Raw genomic sequence first — 12,274 nt, forward strand, 5'->3', positions numbered from 1 at the left:
TGATGCCTTTGCCGTGCGCCTGTGCTCAGGTCGGCTTCCGCGTGCTCTGGCCCGGAATTACGGTAAAACCCACATCCAGGCGTTCAGCGCCGTTCTCGCCGGACAGTCGGCCCAGCAGCAGGCGTGCCGCCAGTACGCCCATCCGATGGCGATCGACATTGACCGTGGTGATGCTCGGACGGCACTGCAAGGCAAGATCGAGCGCGTTGAATCCAGCCACGCCGATGTCTTCCGGCACACGCAGCCCGGCATCCAGGCAGGCCATCATGGCGCCGAAGGCCAGGTCGTCGTTGGCGCAGAAAACCACCTCCGGCCGTTCGGGCAAATCCAGTATCCGGCGCATGGCCTTGCCGCCTTCGCTGATGGATGAGCGGTTTTCCAGGTCCAGGCGCACGGGCTGGGGAAAATTGTTGGCGGCCAGGTAGCGGCAGAACCCCTCAATACGCTGGCTGGTGCGTCGTTCCAGTCCCGCGTTGGCGGAAACGGCCGCCGCGCTCCGGTAGCCCTGTTGCGTGAGATAAGCGGCCATGGCCGCTCCGGCGTCCTGGTGCGAAATACCCACGTTACAATCAAAGGGCGTATCGATAAGCTCCACTGTCTCTACCATCGGTAGGGCGCGTGCGCGCAGCAAGGGGGCCGCCGACCGGGGCGCCGGCCCCACCAGCACCAGCGCGTAATGATAGTTACCCACCATCATCTGCATGCCGTGAGGTTCCAAAACCGAAGCTAGACCATTGAGCAGGTCGGAAAAGACCAAGTTGGAAAGCGAGGGCACAAGAACGGCCACCTGACCGGTGTGCAGGCCGGAAAGTCCTCCCGCCAGGCGGTTGGGGATGTATCCCGTGCGTTCGACGGCTTGCCGCACCAGTTCGCGGGTTTTGGCGGATACCAGTTCCGGCCGGTTGAGAGCGCGTGAAACCGTCATCAGGCTGACTCCGGCCAGGCGGGCCACGTCCTTGATGGTTATCTGTCTGAATTCGGAATGGCGCGGCTGAGTCGCCGTCCGGTTGGTTCCGGATGGAGAAGATGCGGAAGCGGGTGGCGTACGTATGCCCATGCGGGGCTCCATTGCAGAGGTGGAAAGGCAATGGGAAAATGTCGCTGCATGTTAACGTTAACATTTTGAGATAAAAATTTTTACCGCTGATGTTAGCGTTAACTTTTTATGGTTCGGAATAAAGTTTCTGGCAAGTTTTTTCCCGTTCAGGGAAGTTTGTTGCGATTGAAGGCTCTCTGCCGCATTTGCCCGCCCGTCGCGAGACGTGTATGCTGCCACCGTGGCAACTCCCACCCCAACGCAACCGTAAGGATACAAACAGTCGATGAAGCAGGTCGTTATCCATACCGACGGCTCCTGCCTGGGCAATCCCGGCCCCGGCGGATGGGCCGCCGTGCTCTGTCTGGAAGGCACGGATCACCGCAAGGAACTGGCGGGCGGCTTCCGCCTGACCACCAACAACCGCATGGAGATCACCGGCGTGCTGGAAGCCCTGGCCGCACTCAGGGAACCCTGCGCGGTGGAGCTGTATACGGATTCGCAATACGTCCGCAATGCGGTGGAAAAAGGCTGGCTCAGATCCTGGCAGAAGAAAAACTGGGTCAAGGCGGACAAAAAGCCGGTCAAAAACGTGGACCTCTGGCAAAAACTGCTGCCCGAGCTGGGGCGGCATACCGTGCATCTGCATTGGCTGCGGGGCCATGCGGGCCATGCGGAAAACGAGCGTTGCGACGTTTTGGCCCGTACCTATGCCGGGCGGCGGGATCTGCCGCCGGACCCCGGCTTCCGTCCCGAAGACGCCTGAAACCCGTTGCGCCATGCTGCCGAGCCCCGACGCCCCTTTTTCCCTGGCCGCCCTCTGGCACGCCCTGTTCTGGCCCCTGCTGCGCCTTTTGCTGGGGCTGGCCGTGGGTCTGCTTATCGCCAATTTATTGGAGGCGTTGCGCTGGACGCGCTATCTGGCGCGTCTGGCCGCGCCCCTGGCCCGCACGGCCCATCTGCGCGAAGTGGCCGGGGCGTCGTTTTCCCTGGCTTTTGTCTCCCCGGCGGCGGCCAACGGCCTTTTGTCCGACAGCCACGGCGCGGGCGAAATTTCGGGCCGTGAGCTGATGCTGGCGAACCTGTTCAACAGCCTGCCCGCCTATCTGGTGCACACGCCCACCATTTTTCTGCTGACCTGGCCGGTGCTGGGCGCGCCCGCCGTGACCTACGTGGGGCTTACCCTGCTGGCCGCCGCCGGACGCACCGGCTTTACCGTGCTGCTGGCGCGCCGCCTGCTGCCGCCGCCCCCGCCGGGCTGTCTGGTCTGCAAGGCGGACGGCGACGCCCGCACGGACTGGGGCGCGGCCCTGCGCAAGGCCTGGAAGCGCTTCCTCCGCCGTCTGCCCAAGCTGGTATACTTTACGGTGCCGGTCTATGTGCTGATGTATCTCTTGCAGCTCTATGGTTTTTTCAATCTGGCCGAGGAATGGCTGGCCGCCCATATGGGGTGGCTCTCTTTTCTCAAGCCGCAGGCCATGGGCATCATCGTGCTGCATCTGGCCGCCGAGCTGGGCGCGGCCCTGGGCGCGGCGGGCAGCGTGCTCCAGACCGGGGCGCTTTCGCCGCGCGACGTGGTGCTGGCCCTGATGGTGGGCAACATCCTGTCCACGCCCATGCGGGCCGTCCGGCATCAGCTGCCGTCCTACACGGGCTTTTTCCGCCCGGCCCTGGCCCTGCGCCTGATTCTTGCCAATCAGGGGCTGCGCGCCGCCAGTATGGTTCTGGTGACCCTGCTGTATTATTTCTTGTGAGGAGGAGAGGGCATGGCCAAGAGCAAAACCGTGACGGAGTCGCAGGCCGATTTCGGACAGCGCATTGTTTGCGCGCAGCAGGTTTTCGCGCACTTTGCCGACCGCCTGGGCATCGCGCCGGACGTGGCGATGCGCACGGCCTCCTGCTTCGGCTCCGGTCTGGGCCGGGCGGATGTCTGCGGCTGCGTGACGGGCGCGCTCATGGTTCTGGGCCTGGCCCACGGCCACGGCGGCGCGTGCTCGCGCGCCGAGCAGCGGAGTCTGTACGCCCGGCGGGACGCCTTCACCGCCGCCTTTGCCGAGGCCCATAACGGCCTGCTTTGCCGGGAGATTCTGGGCTATGACCTGACCGTTCCCGAGCAGCGCGCCCTGATTGTGGAAAAAGGCCTTTTCGCCTCGGTCTGCGCGCCTCTGGTCTGTGCCGCCTGCGATATGCTTGAGGGTTTGCTGTGAGCGTGGCGCGGGCCCTGGCGGACATGGCCCTGCGGCGCTGCCTGCGGGGCGAGGCTCTGGAGCGGGAGGCCCTGCTGGAACTGGTGGCCGTGCCTCCGGCCTCGGATGAGGCCCTGTATCTGCGCCATGCCGCGCACAAGGCCGCCCTGGCTCTGGATGGGGGCCGCGCGTACCTCTGGGGCGCGCTGGGCCTGGACTATACGCCGTGCCCCATGAACTGCGCCTTCTGCTCCCTGGGGGAAGCCTGGAAACTTATCGACGCGCCGCGCAGTTATACGGAGACGGAGATCATCGCCCACGCGCGGGCCTATGTGGCGGCGGGCGCGCGTTTCGTGGTGCTGCGCACCACTCAGTTCTACGACCTGGACGCGCTCTGCGGCATGCTGGCCGCCATCCGCAAGGCCGTGCCCGGCGGCTATGAGATCATTCTGAACACCGGCGAGTTTGACGCGGACGCGGCTTTGGCCGTGCGCCGGGCCGGTGGTTCGGGCGTTTATCACACCATCCGCGTGCGCGAAGGGCGGGATACGGCCTTTGACCCGGATGTGCGCGAAGCCACCATGCTGGCGGCGGTTCGCGCGGGACTGCGTTTGGTGGCCCTGGTGGAGCCGGTGGGCCCGGAACACGCGGATCAGGAACTGGCGGACTGTTTTTTGCGGATCATGGCCACGGGCGCGAGCATTTCCGGCGTTATGGCCCGAGTGCCCGTGCCGGGCACGCCCCTGGGCGACCAGCCGCCCCTGAGCCCGGCGCGTCTGGCTCAGCTGGCCGCGATTTTCCGCCTGGCCGGGGGCGGGCGTCTGGCCGGAGTCTGCGCGCATCCGGCCGCTCTGGAAAATATGACCGCCGGAGCCAATATCGTGGTGGTGGAAAAAGGAGCCATTCCGCGCGACAGCGCGCCGTCCGAGCGGGACTGGCAGGCCTTTTCCGCCGCCGGGGCCGTGCGGCTGCTGCGGCGTGCCGGATATGCGGTCCGTGACGGCGACGGGCGGGAGATTGAGGATAACCTTTGCATGCGGAACGGAGAAACATCCATGACGGCAACCGAAGCGGAAAACCATGTCCAGATCGTCAGGCCGGAGCACTGCGGCGCGCGCGTCATGGTGCTTGTGCAGCCCGAGGAACGCCGCCTTTCCCTGCCCAGACCCAAAACAGCCCGCCAGTTGCTGGAAGCTCTGGGCCTGGCCGAGGAAACCGCCCTGGTGGCCCGTCAGGGCGAACTGCTCACCCCGGATCGCCGTATCTGGCCGGACGACGAGTTGCTGGTACGCAAGGTGGCTTCGTCGGGGTAAGGCACTCTCCTCCAAAAAATAATAACAGGCAGGCGTGGGCGTATCCCACGGCCTGCCTGTTATTATCCGCTGCCGTCGGCTTCCGGCCGGACTTCCGGCGCGGGGCGTCCGTGCGGAGGGCTGAGCCTAGGCATTTTTCAAAAAGCGCGTCCAGTCGGCCAGAGCCTGCATCAGCGCGGCTACCTGCTTGATCAGCCCTTCATCGACGAGATCGCCGTCGGCGTCAAAAGCCGGAGAAAAGGCGTTGGAAAAGAATTCCGGCTTGTTCAGCAGAAGCAGATTCAGATATACGCAGGTCTGGCGCATCTGGTACTGGCTGCGCGCCGTGCCCATGCCGCCGCCCGCGCCCAGCAGGCAGGCGGGCTTGCCGTTGAGCGGGGCCAGATCGGGCTCGCGCGAGAGCCAGTCCAGCGCGTTTTTCAGGGCCGGGGCCATGGAATAGTTGTATTCCGGGCAGGCCAGCACCAGGGCGTCGGCGGCGGTCACCTGAGCGACCAGGTCCTTGACGGCCTGGGGTTTTTCCAGATCTTCATTATAAAAGGGCAGGGCGGAAATATCCGCGATTTCCATGCGCACGCCTTCCGGCAGGTGCGAGGCGCAGCAGCGCAGCAGGCCTTTGTTGCGTGAGGCGCGGCGCAGGCTGCCCGTCATGCCCACAAATGTAAGCGTATCCATCGTGTACTCCTAGGGATATATGATCTGCGGTTCGCTTGTGCCCGGCCCTGAGCCTGGGCCTGCGATCCGCGTTGTGCATACAGTGTACACGATTTTTATGGGAAAGCCCACTGCCGGTTCCTGCCGCAATCCCGCAATGCCGTAAGCAAACGCGCGAAGAAGAGCGGCGTCCCCTGGCAGCGGGATTCAGGCCTGGCGGGCTTTATCCCTGGTTCTGCTCTCGAATTTTTCCTTGTTGACCACCACCCGTTCGTGCACGCCTTCGCCGATGAGGCCGGTTTCGTCATAAGCCGCCACATTGAAGGTCAGTCCCTTGCCGTTGGGCGAGACGGCGGTCAGTTCCGTGACGAAGCGGACCTTCATGCCGCAGGGCGTGGCCGCCAGGTGCGCGACATTGACGCGCGTGCCCACCGTGGTCTGGCCGTCCTCCAGCGCATCCTGCACCGAGGCCACGGCCGTGCCTTCCATGCCCGCGATCATCATGGCCGTGGAGTAGACCGTCACCAGGCCGCTGCCCACCTCGCTGGCCAGAAGCTCCTTGCCGACCATTGTTTCCGACTGGCCTTTCAGCCCCACTTGCAATGCTGTCTTCATCTATCTACCTCATATCAGATTAAAAACGGTTCAGATATGTCTTGTCCGGGGGGCGGCCTTCATGTCAAGAGTAAAGGCGTGGATTCAAGCCCGGCGCGCGGAAACGCCCGCGCGGGCAAGCCGCTTGAAACCAATGCCTGATGTGAAAAACCAGGCGCGCAAGACTCTACAGGTTTTGCGGCGGCGCAACCGCCGAACGTCAGCGAAAATCACGTTTTTTCGCTGACGATCCTGTGAAAATTGAGAGCATGGCTATGCTCGAAATTTTTACAATCAGACACCAGAAACAGGAGTCAGTATGGCGCGCCGCGCGTCCACGCATTTTTCCTACGAGCAACGCATCAACAAAATTCTGAACGCCGTTTCAGCTGATCCGGCGCGCGTTTTTTCCTTGGAAGAGCTGGCCGGAATTGCCTGCCTCTCGCCCTTCCATTTGCATCGGGTATTCAGCGCCATGACCGGCGAAACCCTGGCGGCCTGTATCCGTCGGCTGCGCCTGGAAACAGCCGCCAATCTGCTGCGTTTTTCCTCAAGCCTGAACATCACGGCCGTTGCCCTGGCCTGCGGCTTTTCCTCCTCCCAGAATTTCGCCCGCGTGTTCCGCGAATGGATGGGCATGAGCCCCGGCGCGTTCCGCGCGGCCTGTGGGCAGGGGACGCCGCCCGTGCCGCCGGGCCAAAAGCGCAAGCCGGGAAACGCGCGCCCCTATGATCTGACGTATACCACGGACCAGGCGGGCGCTGCGGCCCGCGTGCAGCTTGAACCCAACCTGGCCGTACTGGCCAAAGGAGCGGACATGAAAGTGGATGTGAAACAATTGCCGGAATACCGCGTGGCCTATGTGCGGCAGATCGGCCCGTACGGCCCGGCCCTGGCTCAGGCTTGGGAAAGGATCATGGCCTGGGCCGGAAAAAACGGCCTGCTGGGACCGGACACGGCGGCACTGGGCGTCAGTTGGGACAATCCCTCTTTGACCCCGCCCGAGCGCTGCCGCTATGACGCCTGCGTGGTGCTGCCCCAAGGCTTCGCGGCGGACGAGCAGGCCCTGGCGCAGGAGGGCATTTGCCTGCAAAGCCTGCCCGCCGGGCTGTATGCCTGCTACCGGCGGCCCATCCGCATGGATGAGTATACGGCGGCCTGGAATGAACTGATCGGCGTCTGGTTGCCGCAGAGCGGCTATGAAGTCACAGGGCCGGGCTTTGAATACTATCATCCGCCTCTGGTCTGCAGCGAAGATCCCGACTTGGCTTGTGACGTGAGCATTTGCCTTATGGTGCGGCAACAGGAGCAAAAGTAAACAACATAAGCGGCGGCGGGACGGAGATGCTCCATCTCGCCGCCGCTTATGTCTAATTTGGGGTCAGGGCTTCAGCCGTCCATTTTCTGAAAGCCTGCTTGAGGCAGTCCTTGGGCGAGTAGAAGCCGACGGAATTAACGACCGTGGCGTATCCCGAGCAGGAAACCTCGTCGTTGCGCAACAGTTCTCCCGAGCTCGCGTCATAGACTGAAAGCGAAATTTCGCCTTTATCCGGCCGCAGTTGGAAGCTCGCTGGCGGATCGTCCCAGTCAAGAATGCTCAGGTCTATGAGATAGGCGCACTGCGCATTCCGGGACGCCGCCAAGGCCTGTTGCATGCCTTGGGGCGCGGGTGCGTATACCGCCTGAACCGAAGCCCCCTCCAGTTCCTTACGCAGAGCCTGTTGTGTGTCTTCTCCGGAGCCTTTTTCCGTGTCCTGGCCCTTGGTGAAATCGGCGGGCATAGCCACAAACAGCTTTTTCCCCCTGTCCACGGCCGGTCCGGATTTCAGGGGCGTGACGTCTGCTTTGGTGCCTCCGGTCCGGAGGTCCATCTGACAGGCGCAGAGAAGCGCACATAACACAAATAGGGGAAAAATTTTCAAGCGCGGCATGCGGGTTCCTCCTGATGTATGCGGATCCAGGCCGGGCCGGGCTGCGAAACACGGCAGGGCATTCCCGCGCGGATTGTCCCGGCGGGAGTTGCCCACGAGTGCGGCCTCACTTGTAGGTGACCCCCAGGCTGAACGTGCCGGGATTTGTATGCGCTTTCAATACGGTATCCGTATTGAAGGCTTGTTGCAGCCATGTATTGACCTGCGGGCGAAGGCATTCGCGCGTGGATTGTTCAAGACTTGCAAGCATGCTCCAGCAGGAGGCGCTGACTGTGCTTTTGTCCCGCAGCGCGCCGGTATCAACTTTCATGACGCTGATTTCAACTTCCGCCGCATGGCCGGGGCTGAACAGGCTGGATGCTTTCCATTGGAGAACGCGCAACAGAACCAGATAGCCGCAGCCGCAGTCGCGGGCCTTTGCCAGGCCGTCCGCCGCATCGGCCACCGGAGCTCCGTACCGGGTTTCGCGCGCGACAGGCCGGAGATACTTGGCGAACTGGGCCGCGATGTATTCCGCCGAATCTCCCGCATCCGGCGGGAGCGGCGTCAGGGTGGTTACGAAAACCGCTTGATCGCGTTCAAGCACGGCGTGGGGAGCGGACGCATCGCGCTTTACTTCGGCGGGACCGATGCTGTGACTGAGGCAACCGCCCAGACCGCACAGCAACAGAAACAGCAGCAGGCATGGCTTCATGGAATGTCCTGTACGGTTTTATGGACCGTCCCGCATCCCGGGAGTATTTTGTAAAAAAAGTGTGCCCTGCGCGGGCGCGCGAGTCAACAGGACATGGAAAAGGCCGATACAGCGGCGCTCGTTTGGGAATAGCCACCGCGCGGGCAGGAGAGTCCGTGGGAAGGAGGGGGCCGGATTTTTCGCGGTCGGGTTCAATCGCCCGGCTTCCTTGCATCCTTCCGGGGCAGGCTGCTTTCCGCATATGTATGTTGAAAAATTATACGGAACGAAACGGCACGCAAGATGTATCGGGGCAGGAAGGAAAGATGCGGGGCCAGTCAGGCCGATGGGGAAGCTCATCGGCCTGTTTTTGTTTTTACAGGGCAATCCTGCTTTCTGTTTTGCGGAGAAACGCGTTGAGAGATGGCTTGCTCTGCCTGCTTTTTATGGGAATCAACGCGTTCGTCAAACAGGTCTTTAATTGTCACTCCAAGCGCATGAGCAATAGTTTCCAGTGTTTCCAAGCTCATTTTCCGGATTCTGCGGCTCCTGGCGCGGGTGTTTGACATTGCCTTCGTTCATCGACGGGTATGTCCTGTGGTGAAGCCTGTTTCATTTCTTCCGCGCGCATAAGCCGGTCCATTTCATTCAGCAGGTCGCCGGGGGGGATATCAAGCCCCCGGCCGAGGCGAATGATCATACGAGCTTTGGGCTCTCTTTTGGAATTTTCCAGTTTATTGAGATACTCTTCCGGGATCCCGGAATTCCTCGCAAGTTGGTACTGCGAAATATGGAGGGACTCTCGAATGTTAACAAGAGCGGTTCCAAACAGGCATTGCTTTACGTTTCCCATCTTTTTCTTTTATCGGGAATGGGGGTTCCGGTTTACCAGTCTAATTGAATGGGTACGGAGGCTGCATTTATAGTTTATCCAGATAAATTAGGTAGATGAAGAACTAACTTCGCGCATAAGCCGATCAGTCTCATTGATTAAATCTCCAGGGGCAATACCAAGGGCTCGCCCTAGACGGATGATCATTTCTGCTCTGGGTTCTCTTTTTCCATTTTCCAATTTATTTAAATATCCCTCTGAAATGCCAGACAATTTTGCTAATCGGTACTGGGAAATTCCCAGATTATTCCGGATTTGAACCAACGCCCTTCCAAAATGTTCACCTACTTTTGATTCCATTTTTCCAGTTTGAAGGAATCAAAAAAATCGTTGTACCTATTCAAAAGGACTGGTAAGGAGGAGTACCAATTCAACTGAACTGGTATGAACGTGTGGGGAAAGCGTAGTGAGAAAAAAGATAATGGGCATAACCTACAAAGTCGAATTGGCATGCCAAAACAGCGGGTTAGGTTATTGGGACATTATCAAACGCATTCAGGCCGTAACCAACACCCGCACGCAAACCGCGTTGGCTGAAATTCTTGAGATCAGGCAATCGAGCATTTCCGACGCCAAAAGACGGCAATCCGTGCCGGGGGCCTGGTATATGACGCTCTTTGAAAAGCTGGGCGTGAACCCCGACTGGCTGAAAAGCGGCATCGGCCCGGTGTATCTGCGCACCGAGGTCGGGTACATCCCCGGCGACGGTGACGGAAAGCCCCTGGCCCCCGGCTTGTTGGGCTCGCCTTTGTCGCAGCCTGCGCTTGTCACCATGTACGCCATGCGCGGCGACGACACGGAAAACGGGGCAGCCGTGGCCACGCTCCGGCCGACAGGCAGCATCCTCTTGCCTAGGGCATACGCGAGAGAGGGCATAGTCGTTCTGGCAGTGGACAACGACGCGGCCGCGCCCACAGTGCGCCGGGGAGCGTATGTCGGCATTGACACGCGCGCCGACTGCCCCGCGAGCGGCGAACTGTTCGCCATCACGCTTCCCCACGGGGAGATCGTCCTGCGCCGACTGCTTTGGGATGAGGATTATTTCCGCTTATGCGCCGAGAACCCCGCGTATCCGGATCGCAGGATACGCTTAGTCCGGACGGAATGGATTCTCGGGCGATTGGCCTGGGTCATGCAGGAAATATAAACGGCGGGCGCGCAATAACCGCCGCCATGAGGGCAGAGGCCACTCCGCTTTTTGGGTGGGCGGCAAGGCGGGAGCCGGGGGGAGAAGGCGGGGCAAGTCGGCAATGAAACAAAAAACGCCGCGTCGCCGGTCTTTCGTTCCGGCAACGTGGCGCTATTCTATGCTGCATGGCGGAAGGGGAGGGATTTGAACCCCCGGATGCCTCACGGCATCAACGGTTTTCAAGACCGCCGCATTAAACCGCTCTGCCACCCTTCCGTATAAACATAAGCACTGCCGCCGCATCGCATGGGGCGGGGTAGTCCGAACGCAAAGGCGGCGCCCCGTTCCTTCTGGAATAAAGGCGCCGCCGAAAAATCCGTAGACAGCGTGCCTTACTTAATGGCGTCTTTCAGGCCCTTGCCGGGCGTGAATTTGGCAACTTTGCTGGCGGGGATGGTGATTTCTTTGCCGGTGCGGGGGTTGCGGCCCTTACGCGCGGCGCGCGCCACAACCTTGAAGCTGCCGAAGCCGGTAAAGGTCACGGATTCGCCGTCGGCGAGAGCTTCACGCAATGAAGCCACCACGGCGTCCAGGGCTTCCTCGGCTTTAGCTTTGGTGGGCAGGCCGGCCTTGGCGTGGATTTTTTCAACAAGCTCAGCTTTAGTCATGATGTTTCTCCGTACAGGATTTTCGGGTTGCCCCGTTTGTGCCAAGTCAGACCAGACGGCCCGCACTGCGGATTTTGGAGGCCGCCTCGCGGAACTCTGGGATCAGTGCGTTATTGCTCAGCGACAGGCACGGCGCGCGCCCTGGGGATTTCCGTATCTGGCCGCCGACCTGGTGCCAACGACCATAACTTTGCTTTCTCTAAGTAATGCCTGGGGGCATGTCAACAGAAAAAGCGCGGAATCGCCCGGCCGCTCTTGTTTTCCCGGCGGATGCCTTCTTGCGCGCGCGGAGGCGGCGTTTTCGACGACGCAGCCGGGAAATAGACTAACATGCTGAAAAAATTACAAATCAACAAGTTCAACATCCGCGCTTTTCAGCGGACTGCCCAGAAAGTGGCCGCCTGTGCGGGCAAAACGCTCCCGATTGTCCGTGGTCATAAAGCGGCGGACGCCGGTATGCTCGTCCGTGCGCAGCAGGTCCAGGCGCGTCAGTTCTTCCTCCACACTCTCGGCTGTGGTGGCCGCTGAATCCACAATGCGCACCTGCGGGCCCACCACGTTTTGCAGGGCCGCCTGCAGAAGCGGAAAATGCGTGCAGCCCAACAGCAGGGTGTCCGGGCGCGGCGCGGTGACCGCCGGGGTGAACATATCCTCCAGATAGCGCCGGGCAATACCCTCCACCAGGGGGCCGTCCATCCAGCCTTCCTCGGCCATGGGCACGAACAGGGTGCAGGCCCGGCCCCGCACATGGGCTTCGGGCCGGATGCGTGTGATAGCCTGCTGGTATGCGCCGCCGGTAATGGTAGCCTCGGTGGCGATGACCACGATTTCGCCGTTACGGCTGGTCCGGGCCGCGGCCCGCGCGCCGGGTTCCACCACGCCCACCACGGGCAGGGGCGCGAAATGCTCGCGCAGGGCGGGCAGGGCCGCCGCCGTGGCGGTATTGCAGGCCACCACCAGCATCTTCGCGCCTCTGTCCACCAGCTTCCGGGCGGCCAGCAGGGTATAGCGGGTGATGGTCTCCCGGCCTTTGGTGCCGTAAGGCAGCCGGGCCGTATCGCCCAGATAGAGCAGATCCTCGCCGGGCAGGCGGTCGGCCAGGGCCTTGAGCACAGTAAGGCCGCCCACGCCTGAATCAAACAGGGCCACGGGCAGCAGCGAAGCGTCCTTCATGATCGTGATCGTCCTTTACAGCGGC

Annotated in this window: 16 protein-coding genes and 1 tRNA gene; 6 read left to right on the forward strand and 11 right to left on the reverse strand. The window is 61.6% G+C overall.

The annotated features are described in order from the left end of the window. Nucleotides 1-25 precede the first annotated feature (25 nt). Entirely contained in the window at nucleotides 26-1,057 is a 1,032-nt protein-coding gene (locus AXF13_RS14055; RefSeq protein ID WP_062254191.1) for a LacI family DNA-binding transcriptional regulator, read from the reverse strand. 265 nt (nucleotides 1,058-1,322) lie between these two features. Between AXF13_RS14055 and rnhA the strand changes: the two genes are divergently transcribed. Genes rnhA through AXF13_RS17295 form a run of 4 tightly spaced genes read left to right on the forward strand, consistent with a single transcriptional unit; the run spans nucleotide 1,323 to nucleotide 4,535 of the window. Then, nucleotides 1,323-1,802 (forward strand): ribonuclease HI, encoded by a 480-nt coding sequence (rnhA, locus tag AXF13_RS14060; RefSeq protein WP_062254193.1) that lies wholly within the window; start codon nucleotides 1,323-1,325, stop codon nucleotides 1,800-1,802. A 13-nt stretch (nucleotides 1,803-1,815) separates the two neighbouring features. Then, on the forward strand, nucleotides 1,816-2,790 hold the full coding sequence (locus AXF13_RS14065) for a hypothetical protein (RefSeq protein WP_062254933.1): 975 nt from the start codon (nucleotides 1,816-1,818) through the stop codon (nucleotides 2,788-2,790). Between the two features lie 12 nt (nucleotides 2,791-2,802). After that, a complete protein-coding gene (locus AXF13_RS14070; protein ID WP_062254194.1) occupies nucleotides 2,803-3,243 on the forward strand; it encodes a C-GCAxxG-C-C family protein in 441 nt (146 codons plus the stop codon). Continuing rightward, the gene (locus AXF13_RS17295) at nucleotides 3,240-4,535 is read left to right on the forward strand and encodes a biotin synthase BioB (RefSeq protein ID WP_062254196.1); all 1,296 of its coding nucleotides are present in this window, start codon (nucleotides 3,240-3,242) and stop codon (nucleotides 4,533-4,535) included. Before AXF13_RS14070 ends, AXF13_RS17295 begins: the two co-directional genes overlap by 4 nt. A gap of 126 nt (nucleotides 4,536-4,661) precedes the next feature. Here AXF13_RS17295 and AXF13_RS14080 read toward each other — a convergent pair whose 3' ends face one another. Both AXF13_RS14080 and AXF13_RS14085 read right to left on the reverse strand, forming a co-directional pair. Continuing rightward, on the reverse strand, nucleotides 4,662-5,210 hold the full coding sequence (locus AXF13_RS14080) for an NADPH-dependent FMN reductase (protein WP_062254198.1): 549 nt from the start codon (nucleotides 5,208-5,210) through the stop codon (nucleotides 4,662-4,664). A 186-nt stretch (nucleotides 5,211-5,396) separates the two neighbouring features. Beyond that, complete coding sequence (locus tag AXF13_RS14085) at nucleotides 5,397-5,804, reverse strand: thioesterase family protein (protein ID WP_062254200.1); 408 nt, start codon at nucleotides 5,802-5,804, stop codon at nucleotides 5,397-5,399. 298 nt (nucleotides 5,805-6,102) lie between these two features. Between AXF13_RS14085 and AXF13_RS14090 the strand changes: the two genes are divergently transcribed. Further along, entirely contained in the window at nucleotides 6,103-7,101 is a 999-nt protein-coding gene (locus tag AXF13_RS14090) for an AraC family transcriptional regulator (RefSeq protein WP_062254202.1), read from the forward strand. A 52-nt stretch (nucleotides 7,102-7,153) separates the two neighbouring features. Here AXF13_RS14090 and AXF13_RS14095 read toward each other — a convergent pair whose 3' ends face one another. The 5 genes from AXF13_RS14095 to AXF13_RS16260 all read right to left on the reverse strand — a co-directional run bounded on the left by AXF13_RS14095 (nucleotide 7,154) and on the right by AXF13_RS16260 (nucleotide 9,579). Then, on the reverse strand, nucleotides 7,154-7,714 hold the full coding sequence (locus AXF13_RS14095; protein WP_062254203.1) for a DUF4823 domain-containing protein: 561 nt from the start codon (nucleotides 7,712-7,714) through the stop codon (nucleotides 7,154-7,156). A 106-nt stretch (nucleotides 7,715-7,820) separates the two neighbouring features. Next, entirely contained in the window at nucleotides 7,821-8,408 is a 588-nt protein-coding gene (locus AXF13_RS14100) for a hypothetical protein (protein WP_062254205.1), read from the reverse strand. 335 nt (nucleotides 8,409-8,743) lie between these two features. Further along, nucleotides 8,744-8,911 (reverse strand): hypothetical protein, encoded by a 168-nt coding sequence (locus tag AXF13_RS16255; protein ID WP_236887149.1) that lies wholly within the window; start codon nucleotides 8,909-8,911, stop codon nucleotides 8,744-8,746. 2 nt (nucleotides 8,912-8,913) lie between these two features. Then, nucleotides 8,914-9,240 carry a helix-turn-helix domain-containing protein gene (locus tag AXF13_RS14105; protein WP_062254207.1) on the reverse strand — a complete coding sequence of 109 codons (327 nt, stop codon included), beginning with the start codon at nucleotides 9,238-9,240 and terminating at the stop codon, nucleotides 8,914-8,916. An 87-nt stretch (nucleotides 9,241-9,327) separates the two neighbouring features. Then, on the reverse strand, nucleotides 9,328-9,579 hold the full coding sequence (locus AXF13_RS16260) for a helix-turn-helix domain-containing protein (protein WP_083522120.1): 252 nt from the start codon (nucleotides 9,577-9,579) through the stop codon (nucleotides 9,328-9,330). 106 nt (nucleotides 9,580-9,685) lie between these two features. On the opposite strand from AXF13_RS16260, the gene AXF13_RS14110 reads away from it, so the two are divergent. Further along, the gene (locus AXF13_RS14110) at nucleotides 9,686-10,426 is read left to right on the forward strand and encodes a LexA family transcriptional regulator (RefSeq protein WP_223299934.1); all 741 of its coding nucleotides are present in this window, start codon (nucleotides 9,686-9,688) and stop codon (nucleotides 10,424-10,426) included. Between the two features lie 168 nt (nucleotides 10,427-10,594). On the opposite strand, the gene AXF13_RS14115 is transcribed toward AXF13_RS14110, so the two are convergent. From AXF13_RS14115 to murI, 3 genes are all read right to left on the reverse strand, one after another. Continuing rightward, nucleotides 10,595-10,684: transfer RNA gene (locus tag AXF13_RS14115), tRNA-Ser, on the reverse strand. Nucleotides 10,685-10,800: 116 nt separating this feature from the next. Then, nucleotides 10,801-11,076 carry an HU family DNA-binding protein gene (locus AXF13_RS14120; protein ID WP_008682784.1) on the reverse strand — a complete coding sequence of 92 codons (276 nt, stop codon included), beginning with the start codon at nucleotides 11,074-11,076 and terminating at the stop codon, nucleotides 10,801-10,803. A 342-nt stretch (nucleotides 11,077-11,418) separates the two neighbouring features. After that, nucleotides 11,419-12,249 carry a glutamate racemase gene (gene murI / locus AXF13_RS14125; RefSeq protein WP_008682783.1) on the reverse strand — a complete coding sequence of 277 codons (831 nt, stop codon included), beginning with the start codon at nucleotides 12,247-12,249 and terminating at the stop codon, nucleotides 11,419-11,421. Nucleotides 12,250-12,274 lie beyond the last annotated feature (25 nt).

This window comes from Desulfovibrio fairfieldensis (genome assembly GCF_001553605.1).
GTDB classification, from domain to species: Bacteria; Desulfobacterota; Desulfovibrionia; order Desulfovibrionales; family Desulfovibrionaceae; genus Desulfovibrio; species Desulfovibrio fairfieldensis.